27 protein-coding genes are annotated in these 26,617 nt (G+C 66.5%); 20 read left to right on the forward strand and 7 right to left on the reverse strand.

Annotated elements, in window-relative coordinates; translation table 11 throughout:
• Window positions 1-7 precede the first annotated feature (7 nt).
• Genes ACWHMB_RS08565 through ACWHMB_RS08575 form a run of 3 tightly spaced genes read left to right on the forward strand, consistent with a single transcriptional unit; the run spans window position 8 to window position 3,427 of the window.
• On the forward strand, window positions 8-883 hold the full coding sequence (locus ACWHMB_RS08565) for a branched-chain amino acid ABC transporter permease (RefSeq protein ID WP_293221469.1): 876 nt from the start codon (window positions 8-10) through the stop codon (window positions 881-883).
• A gap of 19 nt (window positions 884-902) precedes the next feature.
• Window positions 903-2,729: a branched-chain amino acid ABC transporter ATP-binding protein/permease gene (locus ACWHMB_RS08570; protein WP_293221467.1), complete on the forward strand. Its 1,827-nt coding sequence runs from the start codon at window positions 903-905 to the stop codon at window positions 2,727-2,729.
• A complete protein-coding gene (locus ACWHMB_RS08575) occupies window positions 2,729-3,427 on the forward strand; it encodes an ABC transporter ATP-binding protein (RefSeq protein WP_293221465.1) in 699 nt (232 codons plus the stop codon). Before ACWHMB_RS08570 ends, ACWHMB_RS08575 begins: the two co-directional genes overlap by 1 nt.
• 42 nt (window positions 3,428-3,469) lie before the next feature.
• Here ACWHMB_RS08575 and ACWHMB_RS08580 read toward each other — a convergent pair whose 3' ends face one another.
• The 3 genes from ACWHMB_RS08580 to ACWHMB_RS08590 form a co-directional block, all read right to left on the reverse strand.
• Complete coding sequence (locus tag ACWHMB_RS08580) at window positions 3,470-5,146, reverse strand: PhoH family protein (RefSeq protein ID WP_377479852.1); 1,677 nt, start codon at window positions 5,144-5,146, stop codon at window positions 3,470-3,472.
• Window positions 5,147-5,293: 147 nt separating this feature from the next.
• Entirely contained in the window at window positions 5,294-5,770 is a 477-nt protein-coding gene (locus tag ACWHMB_RS08585; RefSeq protein WP_293221461.1) for a peroxiredoxin, read from the reverse strand.
• A 150-nt stretch (window positions 5,771-5,920) separates the two neighbouring features.
• Complete coding sequence (locus tag ACWHMB_RS08590) at window positions 5,921-6,316, reverse strand: Mth938-like domain-containing protein (protein WP_377479849.1); 396 nt, start codon at window positions 6,314-6,316, stop codon at window positions 5,921-5,923.
• 79 nt (window positions 6,317-6,395) lie between these two features.
• On the opposite strand from ACWHMB_RS08590, the gene ACWHMB_RS08595 reads away from it, so the two are divergent.
• The 6 genes from ACWHMB_RS08595 to moaD all read left to right on the forward strand — a co-directional run bounded on the left by ACWHMB_RS08595 (window position 6,396) and on the right by moaD (window position 12,743).
• Entirely contained in the window at window positions 6,396-7,670 is a 1,275-nt protein-coding gene (locus ACWHMB_RS08595; RefSeq protein WP_377479846.1) for a pyridoxal phosphate-dependent aminotransferase, read from the forward strand.
• 43 nt (window positions 7,671-7,713) lie between these two features.
• A complete protein-coding gene (locus ACWHMB_RS08600) occupies window positions 7,714-9,066 on the forward strand; it encodes a homoserine dehydrogenase (RefSeq protein WP_377479843.1) in 1,353 nt (450 codons plus the stop codon).
• 43 nt (window positions 9,067-9,109) lie between these two features.
• Window positions 9,110-10,537: a threonine synthase gene (gene thrC / locus ACWHMB_RS08605; RefSeq protein ID WP_377479839.1), complete on the forward strand. Its 1,428-nt coding sequence runs from the start codon at window positions 9,110-9,112 to the stop codon at window positions 10,535-10,537.
• Between the two features lie 68 nt (window positions 10,538-10,605).
• Entirely contained in the window at window positions 10,606-11,136 is a 531-nt protein-coding gene (gene mobB, locus ACWHMB_RS08610; RefSeq protein ID WP_377479836.1) for a molybdopterin-guanine dinucleotide biosynthesis protein B, read from the forward strand.
• 78 nt (window positions 11,137-11,214) lie between these two features.
• Window positions 11,215-12,489, forward strand: coding sequence for a molybdopterin molybdotransferase MoeA (locus ACWHMB_RS08615; protein WP_377479833.1), 1,275 nt, complete (start codon window positions 11,215-11,217; stop codon window positions 12,487-12,489).
• A gap of 2 nt (window positions 12,490-12,491) precedes the next feature.
• Entirely contained in the window at window positions 12,492-12,743 is a 252-nt protein-coding gene (moaD, locus tag ACWHMB_RS08620) for a molybdopterin converting factor subunit 1 (RefSeq protein ID WP_377480776.1), read from the forward strand.
• Between the two features lie 39 nt (window positions 12,744-12,782).
• On the opposite strand, the gene ACWHMB_RS08625 is transcribed toward moaD, so the two are convergent.
• Genes ACWHMB_RS08625 through ACWHMB_RS08635 form a run of 3 tightly spaced genes read right to left on the reverse strand, consistent with a single transcriptional unit; the run spans window position 12,783 to window position 15,877 of the window.
• Window positions 12,783-13,628, reverse strand: coding sequence for an alpha/beta fold hydrolase (locus ACWHMB_RS08625; protein WP_447648508.1), 846 nt, complete (start codon window positions 13,626-13,628; stop codon window positions 12,783-12,785).
• Between the two features lie 8 nt (window positions 13,629-13,636).
• Window positions 13,637-15,370, reverse strand: a complete 1,734-nt coding sequence (locus ACWHMB_RS08630) for an alpha/beta fold hydrolase (protein ID WP_377479827.1) — start codon at window positions 15,368-15,370, stop codon at window positions 13,637-13,639.
• Window positions 15,371-15,412: 42 nt separating this feature from the next.
• Window positions 15,413-15,877 (reverse strand): MaoC family dehydratase, encoded by a 465-nt coding sequence (locus tag ACWHMB_RS08635; protein ID WP_293221140.1) that lies wholly within the window; start codon window positions 15,875-15,877, stop codon window positions 15,413-15,415.
• 185 nt (window positions 15,878-16,062) lie between these two features.
• On the opposite strand from ACWHMB_RS08635, the gene ACWHMB_RS08640 reads away from it, so the two are divergent.
• Entirely contained in the window at window positions 16,063-16,566 is a 504-nt protein-coding gene (locus ACWHMB_RS08640) for a molybdenum cofactor biosynthesis protein MoaE (RefSeq protein WP_377479824.1), read from the forward strand.
• Between the two features lie 93 nt (window positions 16,567-16,659).
• On the opposite strand, the gene ACWHMB_RS08645 is transcribed toward ACWHMB_RS08640, so the two are convergent.
• A complete protein-coding gene (locus tag ACWHMB_RS08645) occupies window positions 16,660-18,345 on the reverse strand; it encodes a sigma 54-interacting transcriptional regulator (RefSeq protein ID WP_377480773.1) in 1,686 nt (561 codons plus the stop codon).
• A gap of 281 nt (window positions 18,346-18,626) precedes the next feature.
• Here ACWHMB_RS08645 and ACWHMB_RS08650 point away from each other — a divergent pair, with 281 nt between their 5' ends.
• From ACWHMB_RS08650 to ACWHMB_RS08695, 10 genes are all read left to right on the forward strand, one after another.
• Window positions 18,627-18,866, forward strand: coding sequence for a phenol hydroxylase subunit (locus ACWHMB_RS08650; RefSeq protein WP_377479821.1), 240 nt, complete (start codon window positions 18,627-18,629; stop codon window positions 18,864-18,866).
• Complete coding sequence (locus ACWHMB_RS08655) at window positions 18,863-19,864, forward strand: phenol hydroxylase (RefSeq protein WP_377479818.1); 1,002 nt, start codon at window positions 18,863-18,865, stop codon at window positions 19,862-19,864. Before ACWHMB_RS08650 ends, ACWHMB_RS08655 begins: the two co-directional genes overlap by 4 nt.
• Window positions 19,861-20,145 (forward strand): MmoB/DmpM family protein, encoded by a 285-nt coding sequence (locus ACWHMB_RS08660; RefSeq protein WP_377479815.1) that lies wholly within the window; start codon window positions 19,861-19,863, stop codon window positions 20,143-20,145. The genes ACWHMB_RS08655 and ACWHMB_RS08660 overlap by 4 nt, the downstream gene beginning before the upstream one ends.
• A 49-nt stretch (window positions 20,146-20,194) precedes the next feature.
• Entirely contained in the window at window positions 20,195-21,754 is a 1,560-nt protein-coding gene (locus tag ACWHMB_RS08665) for an aromatic/alkene/methane monooxygenase hydroxylase/oxygenase subunit alpha (RefSeq protein ID WP_377479812.1), read from the forward strand.
• The gene (locus ACWHMB_RS08670) at window positions 21,751-22,107 is read left to right on the forward strand and encodes a phenol hydroxylase subunit P4 (RefSeq protein ID WP_377479810.1); all 357 of its coding nucleotides are present in this window, start codon (window positions 21,751-21,753) and stop codon (window positions 22,105-22,107) included. The genes ACWHMB_RS08665 and ACWHMB_RS08670 overlap by 4 nt, the downstream gene beginning before the upstream one ends.
• A 13-nt stretch (window positions 22,108-22,120) precedes the next feature.
• Window positions 22,121-23,185, forward strand: coding sequence for an NADH:ubiquinone reductase (Na(+)-transporting) subunit F (locus tag ACWHMB_RS08675; protein ID WP_377479806.1), 1,065 nt, complete (start codon window positions 22,121-22,123; stop codon window positions 23,183-23,185).
• A gap of 33 nt (window positions 23,186-23,218) precedes the next feature.
• Entirely contained in the window at window positions 23,219-23,605 is a 387-nt protein-coding gene (locus ACWHMB_RS08680; RefSeq protein ID WP_377480770.1) for a 2Fe-2S iron-sulfur cluster binding domain-containing protein, read from the forward strand.
• A 1-nt stretch (window position 23,606) separates the two neighbouring features.
• Window positions 23,607-24,551, forward strand: a complete 945-nt coding sequence (locus tag ACWHMB_RS08685) for a catechol 2,3-dioxygenase (protein WP_377479803.1) — start codon at window positions 23,607-23,609, stop codon at window positions 24,549-24,551.
• A gap of 87 nt (window positions 24,552-24,638) precedes the next feature.
• A complete protein-coding gene (locus tag ACWHMB_RS08690; protein ID WP_377479800.1) occupies window positions 24,639-25,100 on the forward strand; it encodes a GlcG/HbpS family heme-binding protein in 462 nt (153 codons plus the stop codon).
• A gap of 16 nt (window positions 25,101-25,116) precedes the next feature.
• Window positions 25,117-26,577: a 2-hydroxymuconic semialdehyde dehydrogenase gene (locus ACWHMB_RS08695; protein ID WP_377479797.1), complete on the forward strand. Its 1,461-nt coding sequence runs from the start codon at window positions 25,117-25,119 to the stop codon at window positions 26,575-26,577.
• Window positions 26,578-26,617: the final 40 nt, after the last annotated feature.

Consider the following 26,617-nt stretch of genomic DNA (forward strand, 5'->3'; position numbering starts at 1 on the left):
GTCGCGCGTGCTTAACTGGGCCAACTTCATTTCACAACTGTTCAACGGGCTGGTGCTCGGCGCCCTGTTGGCGCTGATCTCCTCTGGCCTGACGATCATCTACGGCACGCTGGGCGTGCTCAACCTCGCGCATGGCGCGATGTTCATGCTGGGTGGTTACGCCGGTTGGGTGGCGTTCACCTACACCAACTCCTTCGTCGTCGCCGTGATCTGCGGCGCGCTGTTCGTGATGCTGGTCGGCATCGTGATCGAGCGGGTCATCATCCGCCACTTCTACTCGCGCCCACCCGAAGACCAACTGCTGGTGACCTTCGGCCTGAGCATCGTGATGGTGGAACTGGTGCGTTTTGCCTTTGGCAGCCTGTCCAAGGCGGTGCCGCCACCGGGGCCACTGATGGGCATCACGAACCTGGGCTTCATGGTCTACCCGACCTACCGCATCGGCCTGCTGGCCATCGTCACCGTGGCTCTGCTGGCGCTTTATTTCGTGCTCTATCGAACGCGCATCGGCATGATCGTGCGCGCCGGCATCGAGGACGCGGTGATGGTCGATTCGCTGGGCATCAACGTCTATCGCGTGTTCATGCTGGTGTTCGGCATCGGCGCCATGGCCGCGGGCTTTGCCGGCATCGTGAATGCGCCGGTGGTGTCGCTGGCGCCGGACGTGGGCGAAGCGATTTTGGTGCAAACCTTTGTCGTGGTGGTGATCGGAGGCGTCGGTTCGTTCCCGGGCGCCGTGCTGGGTGGCCTGATCGCCGGTGAGCTGATCAGCCTGACCTCGATGATCAACCCCGCGTATTCCTACGTCGTGCTGTTCGTGGTGATGACGCTGGTGCTGATGTTCCGTCCCCGCGGTCTGCTGGGCGCGGTGGGCCGTGAATAAGAACAGGGTGGAATTTTCGATGCGCAGACCATTTCCATACCGTGCCGAGGTACTGACGATTCTGGCCCTGATCGCGGCGCCGTTCGTGCTGCCGCACCTGGGTTTCACGCCGACCACCATCAACCGGATCCTGATCTGGGGCATGGTCGGCATCGGCTTCGACCTGTTGTTTGGCTACACCGGGCTGCTGTCGTTCGGCCAGTCGGCCTTCTTCGGTTCGGGCGGCATGTTCGCCGCCTACCTGCTGACGCAGACGTCGATGCAGAACACCCTGTTCGCGCTGCTGATCGGCACCATTGCCGCCGGCGTGCTGGGTTACCTGGTGGGCTTGGTGGCGCTGCGGCGCACCGGCATCTACTTTGCCATGATCACCGTGGCCATCGCCGAGGTGTTCTTCTACCTGGAGTTCAATCCGCTGTCCGACTTCACCGGCGGCGAGAACGGCTTGGCCGGGGTGCCCACGCCCAGCGTGAGCCTGGGTTTCACCACGCTCGAATTCGACAGCAACCTGTCGATGTACGTGTTCTTCGCCTTCTGGTATTTCGTGGCGCTGGCGCTGGCCTTGCGCATCGTGCGCTCGCCCTTCGGGCTGGTGCTGCGCGCGATTCGCGAGAACCCGCTGCGGGCAGAGGCGCTGGGGCACGACATCCGCAAATACAAGCTGGCGGTGTTCGTCGTGGCCGCGATGTACGCGGGCTTTGCCGGCGGCTTGCTGGGCATGATGCAGGGCTTCATGCCGCCCGACGCCTTCATGTTCGCCACCTCGGGCGAGATCGTCATGCAGACGGCCATCGGCGGTGCCGGCACGCTGTTCGGCCCCCTGTTGGGCGCCGCGGTGTGGCTTTATCTGAGCGACTTCTTCCAGGTCACCCTGAAGCTGGGCGCTGCCTGGCGGTTGATCCTGGGCGTGGTGTTCGTGCTGCTGGTGGTGTTCCTGCGCCGCGGCCTGGCGGGAGCGATCATCGACCTGTGGCATCTGGTGTGGCCCAAGTCGGCCAAGGTGGCAGCGACTCCTCAGCCCACCCAGGCGAGCAGCGCCGACACGGCTGACATGCAGGCGGCGCGCAAGGACACGCGGACGCACGAGGGCCCGATCCTGCAGGCGACCGGTCTGACCAAGCGCTACGGCGGCCTGCTGGCCAACAGCGACATCAACTTCAGCGTTGATCACGGCGAGATTCGCGGCATCATCGGCCCGAACGGCGCTGGCAAAAGCACCTTCTTCAAGATGCTGACCTGCGAGGTGCAGCCCACCAGCGGCAAGATCGTGTTCGACGGGCGCGACATCACCGGCATGGGCGTGATCGACGCCTGCCAGCTGGGCCTGACCAAGAGTTACCAGATCAACCAGTTGTTCGAGAAGCTGACGGTGCGCCAGAACCTGGAAATCGCCGCGCTCGGCGAACTGCGCGGCAAATTCAAGCTCGACCTGTTCAAGGACCTGCACAAGGTACCCAAGCTGGATGCGCACGTGGCCGGCACCGCGGCGCTGGTGCACCTGACCGAGCGCCTGGACACGCATGTCTCCGAACTGGCCTATGGTGAAAAGCGTCGGCTGGAAATTGGCCTGGCGCTGGCCACCACCCCCAGCCTGCTGCTGCTCGACGAGCCCCTGGCCGGCATGAGCGCGGAGGAGCGCGTCGAGACCGTGGCGCTGCTCCGGTCGATCGCGCAGGGCCGCACGCTGGTCATCATCGACCACGACATGGACTCGCTGTTCGAGCTGGTCAGCAAGGTGACGGTGCTGCAGGAAGGGCGCCTGCTGGTCGAAGGCACGCCCGATGAAATCAAGAGCAATCCCCAGGTCCAGGAAGCCTATCTCGGCGGCGTGATGGAGGAAGTGTGATGAGCCTGCTGGAAGTCAAGGACCTGAACAGCTACTACGGCGACAGCCACATCCTGTTCGATGTCTCGCTGCACGTGGACAAGAACGAAGTGGTGGCCCTGCTGGGACGCAACGGCGCCGGCAAGTCCACCACCTTCAAGAGCCTGATGGGTGTGGTCACGCCGCGCACCGGCAGCGTCAAGCTCGACGGGCAGGAGCTGGCCGGCAAGAAGGCGCACGAGATCGCCCGCGTGGGCATGCAGCTGGTGCACGAGGAGCGGCGCATCTTCGGCAGCTTGAACGTCGAGGAAAACATCGTTCTCGCTGGCTTGACCGCGCCCAACAAGTGGCCGCTGGAGCGCATCTACGAGATCTTTCCGCGCCTGAAGGAGCGGCGCACCAGCCGCGGCACCGATCTGTCGGGCGGTGAGCAGCAGATGCTGGCGATCGCCCGCGCCCTGGTGCGCGACCCCAAGATCATTTTGCTGGACGAGCCGTTCGAAGGCCTGGCGCCGGTGATCGTGCAGAACCTGGTGCGGGTGTGCCGCGAACTGGCCAAGTCGGGTCAGACCATCGTCCTGATCGAGCAGAACATCGCCGCCACGCTGGCGCTGGCCACGCGCGTGTACATCCTCAACAACGGCCACATCGTGCACGAGGGGCCGGCGGCCGAGCTCAAGAAGCAGCCCGAGCTGCTGCAGCGCTACCTGTCGGTTTGAGGGTTCGGGCGGGCTGGGCGCGGCAGCGCCGTGCCCGCCGCCTCACAGCACCTCGCTGGCGAAATCCGCCAGCCGCGAGCGCTCGCCGCGCGCCAGCGTGACGTGTCCGCCGTGGGACCAGCCCTTGAAGCGGTCGACGGCGAAGGTCATGCCCGATGAGCCCTCGGTCAGGTAGGGCGTGTCGATCTGCGCCAGGTTGCCCATGCAGATGATCTTGGTGCCGGGGCCGGCGCGCGTGATCAGCGTCTTCATCTGCTTGGGCGTCAGGTTCTGCGCCTCATCGATGATGATCCACTTGTTCATGAAGGTGCGCCCGCGCATGAAGTTCATGCTCTTGATCTTGATGCGGCTGCGGATCAGCTCGTTGGTGGCGGCGCGCCCCCACTCGCCGGCATTGCCGCCGTCGCCCTTGGCCAGAAACTCCAGGTTGTCGTCCAGCGCGCCCATCCAGGGGCCCATCTTTTCTTCCTCGGTGCCGGGCAGAAAACCGATGTCCTCGCCCACGCTGACGGTGGCGCGGGTCATGATGATCTCGGTGTAGCGGCGGTCGTCCAGCACCTGCGTCAGGCCCGAGGCCAGCGCCAGCAGGGTCTTGCCGGTGCCGGCCGTGCCGGCCAGGGTGACGAAGTCGATCTCCGGGTCCATCAGCAGGTTGAAGGCGAAGTTCTGCTCGCGGTTGCGCGCCGTCACGCCCCAGACGCCGTTTTTCAGGTGGGTGTAGTCCTTGAGCGTGCGCAGCACCGCCGTCTTGCCCTGGATCTCGGTCACGCGGGCGTACAGGCTGGGCTCACCCGGCGCCTCGAAAAAGGCGAACTGGTTGATCTGCAGGCTGGCCACGATGGGCCCGCCGATGCGGTAGTAGGTGGCGCTGCCGCTTTGCCAGCTTTCGATGGTCTTGCTCTGGCGGGTCCAGAAGTCGGGCGGCAGCTGCAGGGTGCCCGAATACAGCAAATCGCCGTCGTCCAGCGTCTTGTCGTTCTGGTAGTCCTCGGCAATCAGGCCCAGGGCGCGCGCCTTGACGCGCATGTTGATGTCCTTGGACACCAGCACCACGTCCACGCCGGCCTGTTGCTGCTTGAGCGCGGCCACCACGCCCAGGATCTGGTTGTCGGCCTTGCCCTGGGGCAGGGCCGCCAGCAGATTGGATTCGAGCGGGGTGGTCTGCAGGTGCAGCTTGCCGGTGGCCTCGGCGTGGCCGGTGGCGCTCAGCAGCAGGCCTCGCGCGATGTCGGCGCCCTTGACGCCCGCCAGCGCGTCCAGCAGGCGGCTGGTCTGGCGGCCGTTGCGCGCCACCTCGGTCATGCCCTTCTTGTGGGCGTCGAGCTCTTCCAGCACGATCATCGGCAGGAAGATGTCGTGCTCCTCGAAGCGGAACAGCGCCGTCGGGTCGTGCAGCAGGACGTTGGTGTCCAGCACGAACAGGCGCGGCGTGCCGTTGCTGCGCGCCTTGGGCTGGCGCGCGGCGCCGGCCCTGGGCGCGCGTGCGCGCGGCGCCGCCGCAGGGGCCGGGGCGATCGGCGGTGCCAGCGGCGCACGCGCCACGGCCGGGCTGGGCGCGAGGGCGACGGCGGGGCTGGTCAGGGCAGGCTTTTGCACGCTGGGCTTGGGCGCCGCGACCGCTGCGACGCCGCCGCCGGCCGGCGCGCGGCGGGCGGACAGGTCGATGACGTCGGAAGACAGGCGGGCGCCACGCTTGGCGGGTGGGGGCGGCAGGGGCATGGGGACGGGCTCAATACCAGGAACGGGGCAAAGAAAAAGCCGCCGGGCTGGGCCGGGCGGCTTGGCTTGACGCGGAGTCGGGTACAGCGGTGTGCTTGCACATTGCGGCTCATTATGCATGAGCCGGCGGCGCCGTCCGTGCGTCGATCAGGCGGCCTTCCTGAGGATCTTGACGGCCTTCAGGACCTCTTCGACGTGGCCCGGAACCTTCAGGCCGCGCCACTCCTGCACCAAGATGCCTTCGGCGTTGACGAGGAAGGTGCTGCGCTCGATGCCCTTGACCTTCTTGCCGTACATGATCTTGTTCTTGACCACGCCGAACATGTGGCACATCTTTTCTTCGGTGTCGGCGATCAGCTCGAAGGGCAGCTCCAGCTTGGCCTTGAAGTCGTCGTGCGACTTCATGTTGTCGCGGCTGACGCCGAACACGATGGCACCGGCCTTGACGAAATCCTTGTACTTGTCCCGAAACTGCATCGCCTCGGTGGTGCAGCCCGGCGTGTTGTCCTTGGGATAAAAATACAGGATGAGTGCTTGCCCGAGATGGGTGGTGTTGGTAACCTTCACGCCGCCGGTGGCGTTGGCTTCGAATTCGGGCAGGGGTTTGTTGACAACAATCGCCATAGGAACGCTGATCTCCGGACGTGTTTTGGACAGAAAGCGGCGGGGCGACGTGCTCGCACACTCACCCGCAACGCCGTGCCGGCGGGCAAGGCCTGCCGGCAGTTGCAAGAGTGGCTGGCGATGAGGCTGCCCGCAACAGCTGCAAGGCTGTTATTTTAACCGATCCGGGGCTTCTTCGCCCGCGTCCAGCAGCAGCGCGGCAATCACGCGCCGGCCTTCGCCGGCCAGGATGTTGTAGGTGCGGCAGGCGGCGGCCGTGTCCATGGTTTCGACGCCGATGCCGGCCTCGATCAGCGGGCGGATCCAGGCCGGCGGCGGAAAGCGCAGCCGCGCGCCGCTGCCAAACAGCACCAGCTCGGGGCGCTGCAGTGCCAGCGGCTCGAAATGCTGGCTGCCCAAGTCCTCGAAACGCGCGCAGGGCCAAACGACCCGCTCGCCGCTGCTGCTCAGCAGCACGCTGTGCGCGATGCGCTCGCCGCGCACGGTGATCCAGCCCGGGCCGTAGCCGGTGATGGCCGTCTCGAAAAGGTCGGACTGGAACTTCATGGCGTTTGTGCGGTGCACCAAATGTGTTCCAATTCTATGTTTCGCGCGCGATCCCTGCCGCGCGCTCGAGGTTTTGCCCATGAAGACCATCGCCAAATCCAGCAAGCTGGCCAACGTCTTGTACGACGTGCGCGGCCCCATCGTCGACGCCGCGCGGCAGATGGAGGACGAGGGCCAGAAGATCATCAAGCTGAACATCGGCAACATGGCGCCGTTCGGCTTCGATCCGCCCGAGGAGGTGATGCAGGACATGATCCGCAACCTGCCCGACTCGGCCGGGTACTCGGACAGCAAGGGCATGTTCGCGGCGCGCAAGGCGGTGATGCACTACACGCAGCAGCAGGGCATTGCCGGCGTCACGCTGGACGACATCTACCTGGGCAACGGCGCCAGCGAGCTGATCCAGATGGCCACCAACGCGCTGCTGAACGAGGGCGACGAGCTGCTGGTGCCGTCGCCCGACTACCCGCTGTGGACGGCCGTCACCAGCCTGGCCGGCGGCCACCCCGTGCACTACATGTGCCGCGAGGAGGACGGCTGGATGCCCGACCTGGCCGACATGCGAGCCAAGATCACGCCGCGCACGCGCGGCATCGTGGTCATCAACCCCAACAACCCGACCGGCGCGCTGTACAGCGACGAGCTGCTGCTGGGCATCGTGCAACTGGCGCGCGAGCACGGCCTGGTGCTGCTGGTCGACGAGGTGTACGACAAGGTGCTGTACGACGGCGTGCGGCACACCGCGATGGCCTCGCTGTCGACCGACGTGCTGACGCTCACCTTCAACTCGCTGTCCAAGGCCTACCGCTCCTGCGGCTACCGCGCCGGCTGGATGGTGGTGTCGGGCGACAAGGCGGCGGCGCGCGACTACGTCGAGGGCCTGAACATGCTGGCCAACCTCAAGCTCGGCTCCAACGTGCCGGGGCAGTGGGCCATCCAGACGGCGCTGGGCGGCTACCAGAGCATCAACGACCTGGTCAAGGAAGGCGGGCGCCTGCGCCGCCAGCGCGACCTGGCCTATGAGCTGATCACGCAGATCCCCGGCGTCAGCTGCGTCAAGCCGCAGGCGGCGCTGTACATGTTTCCGCGCCTGGACCCGGCGCTGTACCCGATCGAGGACGACCGCCAGTTCTTCATGGAGGTGCTGCGCGCCACGCGAGTGATGCTGGTGCAGGGCTCGGGCTTCAACTACCCGGACAACCAGCACTTTCGCATCGTCTTTCTGCCGCACGAGGGCGACCTGCGCGAGGCCGTCGAGCGCCTGGCGAAGTTCCTGGAGCAGTACCGCCAGCGCCGCGCCAAGCCCGCCAACGTGCTTCCAATTGCTACCAAAAAAGAAGCTGCTCGCGCTTGATTGACGGGCGCAAGAGGCCAATTTCATTCATAACAACCGAATCATGAAAGCCATTCAAGTCGGCCTGCTGGGCATCGGCACCGTGGGCAGCGGCACCTTTGCCGTGCTGCAGCGCAACCAGGAGGAAATCCGCCGCCGCGCCGGCCGCGGCATCGAGATCACCATGGTGGCCGACCTGGACACCGCGCGCGCCAAGGCGCTGGTGGGTGAGCACGTACAGGTGGTGGGCGACGCGCGCGCCGTCATCGCCAACCCGGACATCGAGGTCGTGATCGAGCTGATCGGCGGCTACGGCATTGCCAGGACCCTGGTGCTGGAGGCCATTGCCGCCGGCAAGCACGTGGTGACGGCCAACAAGGCGTTGCTGGCCGTGCACGGCACCGAGATCTTCCAGGCCGCCGCCGACAAGGGCGTGATGGTCGCCTTTGAGGCCGCGGTGGCCGGCGGCATCCCCATCATCAAGGCGCTGCGCGAGGGCCTGACGGCCAACCGCATCCAGTGGATCGCGGGCATCATCAATGGCACCACCAACTTCATCCTCTCCGAGATGCGCGACAAGGGCCTGGACTTCGACGCCGCCCTGAAGGACGCGCAACGCCTGGGCTACGCCGAGGCCGACCCGACCTTCGACATCGAGGGCGTGGACGCTGCGCACAAGGCCACGCTGATGAGCGCCATCGCCTTCGGCATTCCGGTGCAGTTCGACAAGGCCCACGTCGAGGGCATCACCCAGCTGGCGGCCACCGACATCAAATATGCCGAGCAGCTGGGCTACCGCATCAAGCTGCTGGGCTTCACCAAGCGGCGCGAGGGAAACGAACTGACGTCCTCACCGGCCGTCAGGGGGGTCGAGCTGCGCGTGCACCCCACGCTGGTGCCGGCCAAGCGCCTGATCGCCAACGTCGAGGGCGCCATGAACGCGGTGGTGGTCAACGGCGATGCGGTGGGCACCACGCTGTACTACGGCAAGGGCGCCGGAGCAGAGCCCACCGCCAGCGCGGTGATCGCCGACCTGGTGGACGTGGCGCGCCTGGCCACCAGCGACCCGCAGCACCGCGTGCCGCACCTGGCCTTCCAGCCCGGCGCGATGCGCGACGTGAGCGTGCTGCCCATGGACGAGATCGTCACCAGCTACTACCTGCGCCTCACCGTGGCCGACGAGGCCGGCGTGCTGGCGCGCGTGGCCACCATCCTGGCCGACGCCGGCATCAGCGTCGACGCACTGCTGCAGCGCGAGGCCGACGAGGTGGGCGGCGAGGGCAGCACGCAAACCGACCTGATCATCCTCACCCACGAGGCGCGCGAAGGCGCCATGAACGGCGCGCTGACGCAGCTGCAGGCCCTGCCCACGGTGCTGGCGCCGATCGTGCGCATCCGCAAGGAAGAGCTGAATTGAATTGACGGGCGGCGCCGCGGGCGCCGCTGGTTCGACCGACCCCATGAGATACCTGTCCACGCGCGGTGAAGGCGCATCACGCCGTTTTTGCGACATCCTGCTGGAGGGCCTGGCGCCCGACGGCGGGTTGTATCTGCCCGAGCGCTACCCACGCATCGACGCCGCCGAGCTGCAGCGCCTGCGCCAGGTGCATGCAAGCCACGGCTATGCCGCGCTGGCCTTTGAAATCCTGTCGCTCTACATCGACGACATTCCGGCCGCCGACCTGAAGGCCATTTGCGACAAGACCTACACCGCACAGGTCTTCGGCACGCCCCAGATCACGCCGCTGAAGCCTTTGGGCGAGGGCTTTTGGCTGCAGGCCCTGTCCAACGGTCCCACGCTGGCCTTCAAGGACATGGCCATGCAGCTGCTGGGCCACCTGTTCGAGTACGAGCTGGCACGCCGGGGCGCGCAACTCAACATCCTGGGCGCCACCAGCGGCGACACCGGCAGCGCAGCCGAATACGCCATGCGCGGCAAGAAGGGCATCCGCGTGTTCATGCTCAGCCCCGACGGGCGCATGAGCGCGTTTCAGCAGGCGCAGATGTTCAGTCTGCAAGACCCCAACATCCACAACATCGCCATCGAGGGCGTGTTCGACGACTGCCAGGACATCGTCAAGGCCGTCAGCAACGATCTGGAGTTCAAGCGCAAATATCGCATCGGCACCGTCAACTCGATCAACTGGGCGCGGCTGCTGGCGCAGGTGGTGTACTACTTCGCGGGCTACGTCCAGGCGACGCGGAGGAATGACGAGCACGTCGACTTCACCGTGCCCAGCGGCAACTTCGGCAACGTCTGCGCCGGCCACGTGGCGCGGCAGATGGGCCTGCCGATCGGGCAGCTGGTGGTGGCCACCAACGAGAACGACGTGCTCGACGAGTTCTTCCGCACCGGCGTGTACCGCGTGCGCGGCAGCGCCGACACGCACGAGACCAGCAGCCCCAGCATGGACATCAGCAAGGCCAGCAACTTCGAGCGTTTCGTGTTCGACCTGCTGGGGCGCGACGGCGCGCGCGTGAAGGCGTTGTTCGACGATGCGCTGCGCCACGGCGGTCGCTTTGATCTGAGCGGCGATCCTGCTTTCAAGCAGGCCCATGAGCACTACGGTTTCGTGAGCGGCAAGAGCACGCACGCCGACCGCCTGGCCACCATCCGCGCCGTGCACGCGCAGCAGGGCCTGACGATCGATCCGCACACCGCCGACGCCGTGAAGGTCGCGCGCGAGCAGGTGCGCCCCGGCGTGCCCATGATCGCGCTGGAGACGGCCTTGCCCATCAAGTTCGCCGTCACCATCGAGGAGGCGCTGGGCCACCCGCCCGAGCGCCCGCCGGCCTTCGAGGGCATCGAGCAGCTGCCGCGCCGCGTGCGCGTGCTGCCGGCCGACGCGGGGCAGGTCAAGCGGCTGATCGAGCAAGAATGTGAATGAAATGTGGCTCTGGCGCCCGCCAGTCAAGCGCAACAAGCTATTGAGTTGATAGTGATCGGATCGAACGGATGAAGGTGGTGGGCTTTGCCGGCTATTCCGGCGCCGGCAAGACAACGCTGATCGAGCAGGTCATCGCCGCCTTGCGCGCGCGCGGCCTGCGCGTGTCGGTCATCAAGCACGCGCACCACCGCTTCGACATCGACCGCCCCGGCAAGGACAGTTTTCGCCACCGCGAGGCGGGCGCCGTCGAGGTGCTGATCGCCTCGCGCCATCGGCTGGCGCTGATGCGCGAGTTCGAGCGCGAGACCGAGCTCAGCGTGCACCAGCTCATCGCGCGCCTGGACGCCGGGGTGGACTGGGTGCTGGTCGAAGGATTTCGCGGCAGCGACCTGAGCAAGATCGAGGTCTGGCGCGCCCCCACCGGCCACGCGGTGCTGTATCCGCACGACGAGCACGTGATCGCCGTTGCCACCGACGATGCCGCGCGCCTGCCCCAGCCCGCCGGGCGGCCGGTGCTGGACCTGAACCGGGGCGCGGCCGTGGCGGACTGGCTGATCGACCAGGGCGAGCGCCTGGCCTACGCAGCGCCGGCGCAGTGACTTTCGCCGCCCGGTGAGCGGGCGCCGGCACGGGCCGATAAGATCGACCGTCATCGCATTCCTCATTGCAGCGCTTTCATGCCCCCAGTTGCCGAACCGCCCGCCAAGCCCGCCGTCCGCGCGCCCCTGATGCCGCTGGACGACGCCATCCGGCGCCTGCTGGCCCGCGCCCAGCCCGTGCTGGGGGTCGAGTCGGTGTCCACCTTCGACGCCGACGGCCGCGTGCTGGCGCAGGACGTGATCTCCGGCCTGACGGTGCCGCCGGCCGACAACAGCGCCATGGACGGCTACGCCGTGCGCAGCGCCGACTGCGCCACGGCCGGCGTCGAGTTGCCGGTCAGCCAGCGCATCCCGGCCGGCAGCGTGGGCCGGCCACTGGCGCCGGGCAGCGCGGCGCGCATCTTCACCGGCGCGCCCATCCCGCCCGGCGCCGACGCAGTGGTGATGCAGGAAGACACCGAGGCGCTGCAGGGCGGCGCGCGCGTGCGCATCCGCGTCGTGCCCAAGGCCGGCCAGTCGATTCGCCGCGCCGGCGAGGATGTCATGCGCGGTGCCGTGGTGCTCTCGAAAGAGGAGCTGCTCACGCCCGCCAGTACCGGGCTGGCGGCCGGAATCGGCCTGGATCGCCTGAGCGTGGCGCGCCGCCCGCGGGTGGCCATGTTCTCGACCGGCGACGAACTGGTGACGCCCGGCACGGTGGCCCCCGAGGCCCTGCCGCCCGGCGCCATCTACAACAGCAACCGCTATTTCTTGCGCGCGCTGCTGCAGCGCCTGGGCTGCGAGGTGACCGACCTGGGCATCGTGCCCGACAGCCTGGACGCCACGGTGGATGCCCTGCGCGGCGCGGCGGCCGGGCACGATCTGATCCTGACCAGTGGCGGCGTGTCGGTGGGCGAGGAAGACCACGTCAAGCCCGCCGTCACGCGCCTGGGCGCGCTGGACCTGTGGCAGATCGCCATCAAGCCCGGCAAACCCTTTGCCTACGGCCACGTCGGGCGGGCCGATGGCGGCGCGGCGCACTTCATCGGCCTGCCCGGCAATCCGGTGTCCAGCTTCGTCACCTTCCTGCTGCTGGTGCGGCCCTTCGTGCGGGCGCTGCAAGGTGCCACACGGCTGGACGCGCCGGCCTTTGCCCTGCGCGCCGACTTCGCCATCACCAAGGCCGACAAGCGCCGCGAGTTCCTGCGCGTGCGGCGCAACGCGCAGGGCGGGCTGGATCTGTTCGCCAACCAGAGCTCGGGCGTGCTGACGTCGATGCACTGGGCCGACGGCCTGGTCGACCACCCGGCGGGCACCACCATCGCCCAGGGCGACATGGTTCGCTTCATCCCGCTGGCGGAGCTGCTGTCATGACGGTGCAGGTCACGGTGCGCTACTTCGCCTCGTTGCGCGAGGCGCTGGGCAAAGGCTCGGAAGCGCTCGACACCGACGCCGCCACGCTGGGCGCGCTGCGCCGCGAACTGGCCGCGCGCGGCGGCGCTTACGCCGAGGCGCTGGCCCCGACCCGCGCCGTGCGCATGGCGCAGGACCAGGTGATGGCGGCCGACAGCGAGCCCCTGCGCGCCGGTGCCGAGGTGGCGTTTTTCCCGCCCGTCACGGGAGGATAAGCGGCGTGCGGGGGCGATCGCCGCAGCCGACTGGAGCGCCTACTTCTCGCCCGAATCCAGAAACCGATCGACCGCCGCAGCCGATTCGGTTGCCTTGGTGAACAGGAACAGGTGCCCGTCGTCCAGCTCGACCAGCGTGCTGTGCGGAATCAGCCGCGTCATGATGCGGGCATTGACCAGGGGGACGATCGGGTCGTCGTTGCCCGCCATGATCAAGGTGGGCTGCCGCAGCAGGGGCAGCAGGGGCGCGCTGATCCAGCCGGCCAGGGCCATCTGCTGGTAGAGGTAGCCGCGCCGGCTGGGCGAGCGCGACAGGCGTGCGAAATCGGTCAGCGCCTCGGGGTCGGTGCGGGCCACGCCGCCGTAGAGCGCGCCCAGGTTGTCACGCATGAAGTTGGGGTCCTTGAACCGGCGCGGCGTGGTCATCTTGGCCAGCACGCGCAGGTCGCCCGGAATCAGCAGCCCGCCCGCGGCGGTGGCCGCCAGCACCAGCCGGCGGCAGCGGCGCGGGTTTTGCAGGGCAAACTGCTGGGCCAGGGTGCCGCCCCAGGAGACGCCCAATGCGTCCACGCGCTCGACCTTCAACTGCTCGAGCAGGTGCCCCACCAGGCGGGCCATCATCCACAGCCGGTACGGGAACGGGGTGGCCGGCGATTCGCCGGTGCCCGGAACGTCCAGCGCGATGATCTCGCGCTCGGGGTCCAGGTGGTCGACAAACGGCGCCATCAGCTCGATGCGCGAGCCGATGCCGTTGAACAGCAGCAAGGGCGGCTTGTCCGCCAACGTGCCCGCCCACACCGCGATGCGCAGCTCGTGGCCGTCGACGGTCCGGCGTTCGAATCGCGGTTCGGCTCGGTTGGCGGTCGCGGTGTCTGGGGAGTCCATGGTGTCGATCAAGACGATGCCTTTTCATGCACGTAGGTGCCCGGTGCCTTGCCCAGGGACGGGTGGGTCTTGTTGCCGGGCTTTTTGGGTGCGGCGACCATTTTGCCCGAGCGCTTGGCGCACCATTCGACGTAGTACGGCCACCAACTGCCGTAGACGCGCTGGGCGTCGGCCAGCCAGCCGTCGCTGTCCTTGGTGTTGTCCGGGTTGAGGAAATAAAAGTCCTTCTTGCCCCCGGGCGGCGCCACGATGGTCTGGATGTGGCCGCGCCCGCCCAGCAGGAAGTCGCAGCGCTTGCCCAGCATCTGGGCCGAGCGGTACACCGACGGCCAAGGGCAGATGTGGTCGGTGCGGGCGGCGATGACCAGGCTGTCGAAGCCGAACTTGGAAATGTCGGCGATGGGCGTGTCGCGATACTGCATGGCGCCGGGCGTGGCCAGCGGATTGCGCGCGCAGAAGGCCTGGAAGTCGCGGTTGTACTGGGCGGTCATGCCGGTGGCGTCCGAGTTCCAGGCCAGGATGTCGAAGGCCGGCGGCCCTTCGCCCATCAGGTAGTTGTTGACCCAGTAGTTCCAGATCAGGTCGTTGGGCCGCAACATGGCAAACAGCAGGGTGAATTCGTCGGCGCTGATGCGGTCGCTCTTTTTGGGCAGCACCTTGGTCCACTTGCTCAGCTTGGGGTCGTTGAAGTCGCCCAGCACGGGTGTGTCGTTCATGGCGGCGCAGTCCAGCGGCGCTACGAACAGCGTCATCGAGCCGATGCTTTTCGAATGCATGGCCTCGTGATGGCCGGCCACCGTGACGGCCAGCGGCGCCGCGCCACAGACGGCCAGCACGTTCGGATCGGCGCAGCCCGAGATGCTCTTGACCGCCTGCAGCGCCTCGTCCATGCCGTCCATGTAGGTGTCCATGCCCCATGAATCGTGCTCCTTGCCGGGGTTTCGGAACACCATGACGAACAGCGTGAAGCCGTTTTGCACCAGGTATTCGAGCAGGCTGCGCCCGGGCGCCAGGTCGAACGCGTAGTATTTGTTGATGATTGAGGGAATCACCAGGATCGGCCGCTCGTGCACCTGCTCGGTCTGCGGCGCGAATTGCAGCAGCTCGAACAGTTCGGTGCGCAGCACCACGTCGCCGGGCGTGGCCGCCAGGTTGTCGCCGACCTTGAACGGCCGCGTGTCCACCTGCGAGGGCACGGGGCGACGCGCCGTCACGTCGCTCAACCAGTTCTGGTAGCCGCTGAGCAGGCTCTTGCCGCCGCTCTCATAAGCGCGCTTGAGCGCGGCCGGATTGCCCAGCAGGAAGTTGGTGGGCGCCAGCGCCTCGGTCACTTGCGACATCAGGAACTTGGCGCGGCCCGTCTGCTTGGGCTCCAGCCCCGCCTGGTCGACAAAATTCTGCAGCGACTGCGCCCACGCCTGGTACGCCGGCAGCCACCGGCGGTACAGGCCGTTGTTGCGCCAGGCGGAGTCGCCAAAGCGCGGATCGGGGCTGGGTGCCGACTCGCCGCCATCGCCGCGCACGATGATCTTGGCCAGCTTGGCGTAGAACGCCGCGCTTTCCCGCGCGAAGACTTCGGGTTGCCGCAGCGCCTGCAGCCACAGCTCGACGGCGCTGTCGCGCAGGTCGTCCAGCCGCAGGTCGCCCAGGGCATTCAGTCCGCCGACCGATTGCGTGGCGTCGGTATCGGCGTCGGTATGGACTTCAGCGGTCGCCGTCGCGCTTGCCTTTTTTCTGGCCATGGCCTGTCTCCTCGTTGTGCGAACAAGTGCTTTCTGCGCCGGTCACTGGATCAGCATGGCCAACATTTCGGCCACCAGGGCGGGTTTGCCTTCCCCTTCGATTTCCAGCGTGTTGCGCGTCTTGATGAGGGTGTTGCCGCCGCCCTTGTCCTCGGCCGACATCAGCTCGACGCGGCAGCGCACGCGCGCGCCGGCCTTGACGGGCGCCATGAAGCGCAGCTTGTCCATGCCGTAATTGAGCCCGGCGCGCGCGTCGGCCGGCACGATGCCCACCTCCATCGCCATCGTCGCCACCATCGAGAGCGTCAGAAAGCCGTGTGCGATGGTGCCGCCGTACGGGCTTTCGGCGCTGGCCCGCTTGGGGTCGACGTGAATCCACTGGTGATCGCCCGTGCACTCGGCGAACTGGTCGATGCGCGGCTGATCCACCCGCACCCAGCCCGATACCCCCAGCTCCTTGCCGACAAAATCGGGCAGTGTCCGCAAGCTGTAAGCCTCGATCGCCATCCCGGTCTCGTTGTGGTGTTTTTATGGGTTGAGCGTCAATTTAGCCGAATCGGGAACCGTCGTCACCTGTGTCCGGCCGTTTCACTTCAGCCACTTTTCGTCGATGGCCTTGAGCGCGCCGCGCTGATTCAGACTCTGGAAAAGGGCGCTCCGCTGGCTGTCCGCCGGGTGCCACAATCGGCCTCATGCAAGCGATCAAGGCGGGACGCGGTCCCCGGGTGAGCATTCAGTCGCACGACTTCGACCTGACGCAGGAGGTGGCGCACTTGCGCGCCGGCGATGCGCGCATCGGCGCCGTGTGTGCCTTTGTCGGCACGGTGCGCGACCGCCACGCCGGCGCCGAGGCGGGCAGCGTGAGCGCGATCGAGCTGGAGCACTACCCCGGCATGACCGAGAAGGCCATCGAGGCGATGATCGATGCCGCGCAGCAGCGCTTTGCCATTCTGGGCGCGCGGGTGGTGCATCGGGTCGGCCTGCTGCAGCCGCTCGATCAGATCGTGCTGGTGGCTGTCACCTCGATGAATCGGCGCGAGAGTTTTCAGGCCTGCGAGTTCCTGATGGACTACCTCAAGACCCAGGCGCCGTTCTGGAAGAAGGAGGCCACGCCCGAAGGCGCGCGCTGGGTGGACGCGCGCGTGAGCGACGACGCGGCGCTGGCACGCTGGGGACTGAGCCTGCCCAACGCCTGAGCCACGGCGCGCAGCCCGTTGCCGAAACCGCTCGTCCGAAGCGAGCCGGCCTTCGACCTCGTCGTCGTGCAGTCGCTCCTGCTCGCAAGGGGGCTATCGACGTGCGCGCTCGCGCAGGCGCTGCAGCCGGTAGCTCAGTTGCGGCCGGGTGAGGCCCAGGGCGCGCGCGGCCGCCGACAGGTTGCCGGCGGCGCGGTCGACCGCGTCGTTGATCAGCGCGTCCTCGAGCGCTTCCAGGCTGAGCTGCCGGCGCTGCAGTTCGTCATACAGCGCTCCCGAATCGTCGGTCGACCGGCGCTCGAGCTCGCCCGAGGCGTTGACGGTGACCGGCGTCGACGTCGGAGCGGCAGCAAACAGTGCGTCCACGTCGATCGGCTCGCCGGCACTGGCGAGGATGACGCCGCGCTCGATCAGGTTTTCCAGTTCGCGCACGTTGCCAGGCCAGGGATGGTGGCGCATGGCGTCGAGCGCGCGGTCGGTGAACCCGGTGACGCGCTTGTCGTGCAGCGCGCAGAAGCGTTGCAGCAGGTGCAGCGCCAACGGCTCGATGTCGTCGGCGCGCTCGCGCAGCGGCGGAATGCGGATCGGATAGACGTCGAGCCGGTACAGGAGATCGCGCCGGAAGCGACCGGCGGCGACCGCGGCCTCCAGATCGACGTTGGTCGCGGCGATCACCCGAACGTCCACCTTGCGCACCTGCGTGGCGCCCAGGCGTTCAATTTCGCCATGCTGCAGCACGCGCAGCAGCTTGGCCTGCGCGGGCAGCGGCAGCTCGCCCAGCTCGTCGAGCATCAGCGTGCCGCCGTTGGCGCGCTCGAAGCGGCCGGGTCGCGCAGCACCGGCACCGGTGTAGGCACCTTTCTCGGCGCCGAACAGTTCGCTTTCGATCAGCTCGCCCGGCAGCGCCGCGCAGTTGACCGCGACGAACGGCTTGTCCGCGCGCGCGCTCATCGCATGCAGTGCGCGCGCGAAGCGCTCCTTGCCGACGCCGGTCTCGCCGGTCAGCAGCACCGTCACCTGGGTCACGGCGGCCTTGCGCAGCAGGTCCACCGCGCCCGTGAACGCCTTGGAGCGGCCCACCAACGGGCCCAGATCGTCGGCGGGTTCGAGCGAGGAGCGCAGCGTCTCGACCTGGGAATGGAGGTCCTCCAGGCGCACCAGCAGCGAGTCGGCGTCGTAGTCGCGGGCCATGGCCTCGCCGTCGGGCCAGTCGGCGAGCGGGCGGCCCTCGATGCGGCAGTGCGCATCGCCGCAGGCGCAGCAGGCGACCTCCTTGTACAGCACGGGGCGGCCGAAGAACGCGCTGGTGTAGCCCGAGGCATAGCCGAGCAGCATCCAGCACACCGGTTCTGCCTGGGGACCGAAGTCGCGCACATGGGTTTCCACCTCCCAGGAATGGTCCCAGCGGAAGATGCCGTGGTAGCGGCCCTGGTCGACGTCGGCCTCGAAGCGCTCCGCCGTGACCTGCACGGCGCCCTCGAGCATGTGCAGCTGCGGGCCGACGGCGAACATTTCGAACAAGGACGCCTCGCTGCGCACCTGGCGCGCCAATGCCGCATCGCGCTCGCCGGCGGCGTAGCCGGAACGCATCAGCACGCGGCGCGTCGTCTCGCGGCCGATGGTCTGCATCAACTCGCGTCGCAGCGATCCCAGGGCCGCGGCATGGATCAGCACCATGCGCTGGCCGGCGAGCCAGATGCGCCCGTCGCCGGCCGAAAAGTGCACCAACCGACGCAGATCCGCGTCTGAGGGCAAGGGAGGGAGGGCATCCTCGATCATGAATCGATTATCGATAATGAATTCAACCCTGTCCATGCCGCGCGAATCGAGTATTGATCAATTCATCAAGCCGATATTTTTGGATTTCATGATTTGATGAAAAAACGAGAGTCAATATCACCAGAAAATCAGGGAAAACCCGATATGAAATCTCGCATTATTTATTTTTGACCTGGGTTTATTTCGGGGTTTTCCCTGAAATTATCGATATTTTTGAGGATTCCCCTGGTCGTGGCATGGCTCATGCATTCATTGTCGGTGCATTGTGCCGAGCCTGACCCATGACCCCGATCGACCTGTCCCTGGAACTGCCCGCCTGCGATCCGTCGCGCAGATACGTGAGGCCTCTTGCCCCGCGTGCCGACGGGTTGGTGGCGTTCGAATTCTCGATCGGCTGGCCCGAATTGGCGGTGGAACTGCTGTTGCCCCGTCCGGCCTTTGCCGAGTTCTGTGCCGCCAACCGGGTGCAGCAGCTCGACGCGCCTTCCCCGAATCAAAACCCTCAGGAGACCCGCGAATGAACATCGATCTGCAAGCGCGCGAGATCAAGCCCCAGCGCAACACCTTTGCCCGCGTGGCCAAGTACACCGGCGACAAGCCGGCATCGCGCTACCACGAGGCCACCTTGGGCATCCAGCCCACGGCCAACTTCGACTACCGCCCCACCTGGGAGCCCGAATTCGAGCTGTTTGATGCTGGCCGCACGGCCGTCAAACTGGCTGACTGGGATGCCCTGCGCGACCCGCGCCAGTATTACTACGCCAACTGGACCATGGCCCGCGCGCGCCAGCAAGAGGCGATGGAGTCCAACTACCAGATTGTCGAGTCGCGCAACCTGATCGCCAAGACCAGCGATGCCCTGCGCGCCAAGGCGGTCGAGGTGCTGATGCCGCTGCGCCATGTGGCCTGGGGCGCCAACATGAACAATTGCCAGGTGTGTGCACGCGGCTATGGAACGGCCTTTACCGCCCCGGCCATGATGCACGCCATGGACCAGCTAGGCGTGGCCCAGTACCTGACCCGCCTGGGCCTGGCGCTGGGGGAGCCCGGCGCCCTGGAGGCGGGCAAAAACGCCTGGCTGCAAGACCCGCGCTGGCAGGCGCTGCGCCGCTTCGTCGAAGACACCCTGGTCGTCAACGATCCGTTCGAGCTGTTCATGGCGCAAAACCTGGCGCTGGACGGCCTGCTGTTCCCGCTGATCTACACCCATTTTGTCGATGACCAGTTGGCCTTGCAGGGCGGCACCGCAGTGGCCATGCTCACCGCCTTCATGCCCGAGTGGCATGACGAGGGTGCGCGCTGGGTCGATGCCGTGGTCAAGGTCGCGGCGGCGGACAACGCCGACAACCTGGCGCTGATCAGCGGCTGGTACCGGCACTACGCCGACCTGGCGCAGGCCGCGCTGGCGCCCGTGGCCAGACTGGCGCTGGGCAACGACGGCGAGGCCTTGCTCGATGACGTGCGTGCCACCCTCGATGCCCGTGCCCGCAAGGCCGGCCTTGCCAGGAGCGTCGCATGAACGCCCCGGTCGTATCCAACGTCTTCATCGCCTTCCAGGACAACGAGGAAGCCCGCCCGGTGGTCGATGCCATCCTGCACGACAACCCCAGCGCCAGCGCCCGGCGCTCGCCCGGCCTGGTCAAGATCGACGCGCCCAGGCGCCTCGTGATTCGCCGGGAGACCATCGAGGAGCAGACCGGCCGCCGGTTCGACCTGCAGCAGATTCACATCAACCTGGTGACGCTGTCGGGCCACATCAACGAAGACGACGACGAGCTGTCGCTGAGCTGGCTGCGCTAAAGCAGCCGCCACCCCCCGATTTATTGCCGCAACCCAAGGAGTTCACACCATGGACGCACCCGTTACCAAAAAGAAGCTCGGCCTGAAAGAACGCTACATCGCCATGACGCGCGATCTGGCCTGGGACACTACCTACCAACCGATGGACAAGGTGTTCCCGTTCGACAAATACGAAGGCATCAAGATCCACGACTGGGATAAATGGGAAGACCCGTTTCGCCTGACCATGGACGCCTACTGGAAATACCAGGGCGAGAAGGAAAAGAAGCTCTATGCCGTGATCGAGGCCTTTGCGCAGAACAATGGCCAGCTGGGTATTTCGGATGCGCGCTATGTGAATGCGCTCAAGATCTTCTTCCAGGCCGTGACCCCGATAGAGTACCACGCGCACCGCGGCTTTGCCCATGTGGGCCGCCACTTCACCGGTGCCGGTGCCCGCGTTGCCGCGCAGATGCAGTCCATTGACGAGCTGCGCCACTGCCAGACCGAAACCCACGCCCTGTCGCACTACAACAAGTATTTCAATGGCCTGCACCAGGCACCCCACATGTTTGACCGTGTGTGGTACCTGTCCGTGCCCAAGTCGTTTTTTGAAGACGCCTCCACCGCAGGGCCGTTCGAGTTCCTCACCGCCGTGAGCTTCTCGTTCGAGTACGTGCTGACCAACCTGCTGTTCGTGCCCTTCATGTCCGGCGCCGCCCACAACGGCGACATGAGCACCGTGACGTTTGGCTTCTCGGCCCAGTCCGACGAATCGCGTCACATGACCCTGGGCATCGAGTGCATCAAGTTCATGCTCGAGCAGGACCCGGCCAACGTGCCGATCGTGCAGAAGTGGATCGACAAGTGGTTCTGGCGCGGCTACCGCCTGCTCACCATTGTCGGGATGATGCAGGACTACATGCTGCCCAAGCGCGTGATGAGCTGGAAGGAAGCGTGGGAGATGTACGCCGAGGAAAACGGCGGCGCCCTGTTCCGCGATCTGGCCCGCTATGGCATCCGCGAGCCCAAGGGCTGGAAGGAGGCGTGCGCCGGCAAGGACCACATCACGCACCAGGCCTGGAACACCTTCTACAACTACGCGGCCGCCGCACCTTTCCACACCTGGATTCCCAAGGAGGGCGAGCTGGACTGGCTGTCGGAAAAGTACCCCGACACCTTCGACAAGTACTACCGGCCGCGCTTCGAGCATTTCCACGCGCAGCAGCAACAGGGCAAGCGCTTTTACAACAAGACGCTGCCCATGCTGTGCACCATCTGCCAGGTCCCCATGTTCTTCACCGAGCCGGGTGACCCGACCAAGATCTGCTACCGCGAGTCGCACTACCACGGCGACAAGTACCACTTCTGCAGCGATGGCTGCAAAGACATCTTTGACAACGAGCCCGAGAAATATTCGCAAGCCTGGCTGCCCGTGCACCAGATTTACCAGGGCAACTGCTTCCCCGAGGGCACCGACCCGACGGCTGAAGGCTTCGATCCGCTGGCCGCGGTGATGGACTACTACGACCTGAAGGTGGGCCGGGACAACTTCGACTTTGAAGGCTCGGAAGACCAGAAGAACTTTGCCGCCTGGCGCGGTGATGCTGTTCAAGGAGACAAGGCATGAGCGTCGTCGCCCTCAAACCCTACGACTTTCCCGCCCGCGACCGGCGCGAGAACTTCCCCGCACCGCTGCTCTACATTGGCTGGGAAGACCACCTGATGTTTGCCTCGCCGGTCTGCCTGCCGCTGCCGCCGGATACCCCCTTCGGCGCGCTGGCGCAGGGTGTGCTGCCCGGCGTGTACGGCGAGCACCCGGACTTTGCCCAGATCGACTGGTCCCAGGTCGAGTGGTTCAAGTCCGGCCAGCCGTGGACGCCCGACCCGGCCAAAAGCCTGGCCGACAACGGGCTGGGCCACAAGGACGTGATCCGCTTTCGCACGCCGGGCCTCACCGGCATTGCGGGCACTTTCTCCTGAGCCGGGGCCAGCCATGGGCTACCAGCTGACCATCGAGCCCCTGGGCGCAACGATTGACGTCGAAGAGGGCCAGACCCTGCTCGATGCGGCGCTGCGCCAGGGCATCTACATTCCCCACGCCTGTGGCCACGGCCTGTGCGGAACCTGCAAGGTGCAGGTGTCCGACGGCGAGGTGGATCACGGCGCAGCCAACCCGTTTGCGCTGATGGACTTCGAGCGCGACGGCGGCCAGACCCTGGCCTGCTGCGCCACGCTGCAATGCGATACGACCATCGAGGCCGACATCGACGAGGAGCCCGACGCCGAGGTCATCCCGGTACGCGACTTTGCCGCGACGGTGCTGCGCATCGAGCGGCTCACGCCCACGATCAAGGCGCTGCACCTGCAACTGGACAAACCCATCCACTTCCAGGCGGGCCAGTACGTGCAGCTTGAAATCCCGGGCCTGGGCGAGAGCCGGGCGTTCTCGATCGCCAATGCGCCCGACGCGAACGGCGACAGCACGCAGATCGAACTCAATGTGCGCCAGGTGCGCGGCGGCAAGGGCACGGCCTGGCTGCACGAGCAGCTTGAGGAAGGCGCTCGGCTGCGCCTGGCCGGGCCCTACGGGCGCTTCTTCGTGCGCCGCTCGGCGCGGCAGCCCATGCTGTTTCTCGCCGGCGGCTCAGGTCTGTCGAGCCCGCGCTCGATGATCCACCAGATGCTGGCCAGCGGCTGCACCGAACCGATCACGCTGATCTACGGGCAGCGCACCCGCGAGGAGCTGTACTACGACGCGGAATTCCGCGCGCTGGCCGCACGGCACCCGCATTTCACTTATGTGCCCGCGCTGTCCGACGAGCCCGAGGGCAGTGACTGGGACGGTGCGCGCGGTTTCGTGCATGATGTCGCCAAGGCACACTGCGAAGGTGGTTTTGTCGGGCACAAGGCCTACCTCTGCGGTCCGCCGGTGATGATCGAGGCCTGCATCGGTACGCTGATGCAGGGTCGGTTGTTCGAGCGTGACATCTATACCGAGAAGTTCCTCTCCGCAGCCGACGCCGGGCAGGCCCGCAGCCCGCTGTTCAAACGTGTTTGAGACTACGAACGCCAAGGCAGAAACCGCATGTGGATGACCCCGCGCTCCACCCACGAAGTCCATGTCACGCAGACGGGCGAGCGCTATGCCTGCGCCACGGACGAGAGCCTGCTGTGCGGCATGCTGCGCCTGGGACGCAGGGGTATTCCCGTGGGCTGCGTCAGCGGCGGCTGTGGCGTGTGCAAGGTGCGCGTGGTCGAGGGCGGCGTCAAACCGCTCGGACCGATCAGCCGGGCGCATGTCAGCGTGGACGAGGAGGCGCAGGGCTACACCCTGGCCTGCCGTGTCGCGCCCACCGCGCCGGTGAGCCTGGATATCTGCGGCAAGCTCGCCAAGCCGTTTTCCCGACCTTCCCCCAGTGCGGCGCCCGCGCGCGCCGCCGATTCCGTTTCCCCAACCAACCCAGCTCAGGAGATATGACATGGGTGTATTACGCATTGGCCACGCAAGCCTCAAGGTGATGGACATGGCAGCCGCCTTGAATCACTACGAGAAGGTGCTCGGCCTGAAGAACATGATGACCGACAAGGCCGGCAACGTCTACCTCAAGTGCTGGGACGAGTGGGACAAGTTTTCGCTCATCCTCACGCCCAGTGATCAGGCCGGGCTGAACCACGTGGCCTACAAGGTCGAGAAGGATGCCGACCTGGACGCGCTGCAGAAAACCATAGAGGCCTGGGGCGTCAAGACCACCATGCTCGACGAGGGCGCGCTGCCCTCGGTCGGCCGCATGCTGCAGTTCAACCTGCCCAGCGGTCACGAGTTCCGGCTGTACGCGCACAAGGAGTTCGTCGGCACCGACGTCGGCTCGCTGAACCCCGATCCCTGGCCCGATGGCGTGCGCGGCGCCGGCGCGCACTGGCTTGACCACTGCCTGCTGATGTGCGAGATGAACCCCGAGGCGGGCATCAACACCGTCGCGGAGAACACGCGCTTCATGACGGAGTGCCTGAATTTCTTCCTGACCGAGCAGGTGCTGGTGGGCCCCGAGGCCAACATCCAGGCAGCGACCTGGATGGCGACCACCACCACGCCGCACGACATCGCCTTCGTCGGCGGTCCGCGCAGCGGTCTGCACCACATCGCCTATTTCCTTGATTCTTGGCACGACGTGCTCAAGTCCGCCGACATCATGGCCAAGAACAAGGTGCGCATCGACGTCGCGCCCACGCGCCACGGCATCACGCGCGGCGAGACCATCTACTTCTTCGACCCCAGCGGCAACCGCAACGAGACCTTCGCCGGCCTGGGCTACCTGGCGCAGCGCGACCGGCCGGTGACCACCTGGAGCGAGGACAAGCTGGGCAGCGGCATCTTCTACCACACGGGCGATCTCGTGCCGTCCTTCACCGACGTCTATACCTGATCTGCTGCTGGAGGCACCCGCGCTCCCCCGGCGGGCCCGAGCCTGCCGGGGGGATTGTTTTTGTTTTCTTTCAGGAATTTTCGAGGCATGCAACAGCCTTCTCTTTCCGATGCCGGCGCGCCCCTGAGCGCAGCGCAGCCGGTGATCGACGCCCCCGCGGCGCTGCGCGCGGTGCAGGCCGCGGTGGCGCACGCCGCTGGTTTGGGCGTGCCTGTGAACGTGGCCGTCGTCGATGCCGCCGGTCTGCCGGTGGGCTTTGCCCGCATGGCGGGCGCGCCGCTGCACTCGATCGACATCGCCAGCGACAAGGCCTACACCGCCGCCAGCTTCGGCCTGCCGACGAGCCGCTGGACCGAGGCGCTGGCAGGCCACTCCGAAGCCGTGCGCCAGGGCTTGGTGCTGCGCCCGCGCTTCGTCGCGTTTGGCGGCGGCTTGCCCATCATGGAGGGCAGCGCGCGCATCGGCGGCATCGGCGTTTCGGGCGGCAGCGAGACGCAGGACGAAGACATTGCCCGGGCAGGCCTGATTGCCCTGGGCCTGCAGGCATGAACCACAGAGAGCAAGCATGAAAGACATCCTCAACTTCATCAACGGCAAATACGTCAGCAACACCAGCGGCAAGACCTTTCCTGACATCAATCCGGTCAACGGCGAGGTCATCGGCAGGGTCCATGAGGCCGGCAAACCCGAGGTGGATGCCGCCGTCGCCGCCGCCAAGGCCGCGCTCAAGGGCGACTGGGGCCGCATGTCGGTGGTCGAACGCTGCAAGCTGCTGGATGCGCTGGCCCTGGGCATCAACCAGCGCTTCGACGATTTCCTGCAGGCTGAAATTCTTGACACCGGCAAGCCCAGCCACCTCGCGTCGCATGTGGATATCCCGCGCGGCGCGGCCAACTTCCAGGTGTTCATCGACACCATCAAGAGCGTCTCGACCGAGTCGTTCACCATGCGCACGCACGACGGCAAGACGGCGCTCAGCTACGGCGTGCGCACGCCGCGCGGCGTGATCGCCGTGGTCTGCCCGTGGAACCTGCCGCTGCTGCTGATGACCTGGAAGGTGGGTCCGGCGCTGGCCTGCGGCAACACCGTGGTCGTCAAGCCTTCCGAAGAGACGCCGGCCACCGCGACACTCTTGGGCGAGGTGATGAACGCGGTCGGCATGCCCGCGGGCGTGTACAACGTGGTGCACGGCTTCGGTCCGGATTCGGCGGGTGAATTCCTCACCCGCCACCCGGATGTGAACGGCATCACCTTCACCGGCGAGACGCGCACCGGCACCGCCATCATGCAGGCAGCGGCCGAGGGCATCCGCCCGGTGTCGCTGGAGCTGGGTGGCAAGAATGCCGCCGTGGTGTTTGCCGATTGCGACTTCGAAACCGCGGTGGATACCGTCACGCGCTCGTGCTTCGAAAACGCCGGCCAGGTGTGCCTGGGCACCGAACGCGTGTACGTTGAGCGCCCGATCTTCGACAAGTTCGTTGCCGCGCTCAAGCACAAGGCCGAGACCATGACGCCCGGGCGCCCGTTTGATGCGGCGACCAAGATCGGTCCGCTGATCAGCAAGGAGCATCAGGCCAAGGTGCTGGGCTACTACAAGAAGGCGGCCGAAGAGGGCGCCACCGTGGTCACCGGCGGCGGCGTGCCCGACATGCCCGCAGACCTCAAGGACGGCTGCTGGGTGCAGCCCACGATCTGGACCGGCCTGCCTGAGACCGCCAGCGTGATCACCGAGGAAATCTTCGGCCCCTGCTGCCACATCGCGCCGTTTGACAGCGATGACGAGGTGCTTTCCAAGGTGAATGCCAACCGCTACGGTCTCGCCACCTCCATCTTCACGCAGGACATTGGTCGCGCCAACCGCATGGCGCAGCACATCGAAGTGGGCCTGGCGTGGATCAACAGCTGGTTTCTGCGCGACCTGCGCACACCGTTTGGCGGCTCCAAGCAATCGGGTATTGGTCGCGAGGGTGGCGTGCACTCGCTCGAGTTTTACACCGAGTTGCGCAACGTCATGGTAAAAATGTAATGAAAATATGCCCCAGCGCTTATGTACTAAGCGCTGGCAG

The sequence above is a fragment of the Ottowia pentelensis genome, assembly GCF_964341695.1.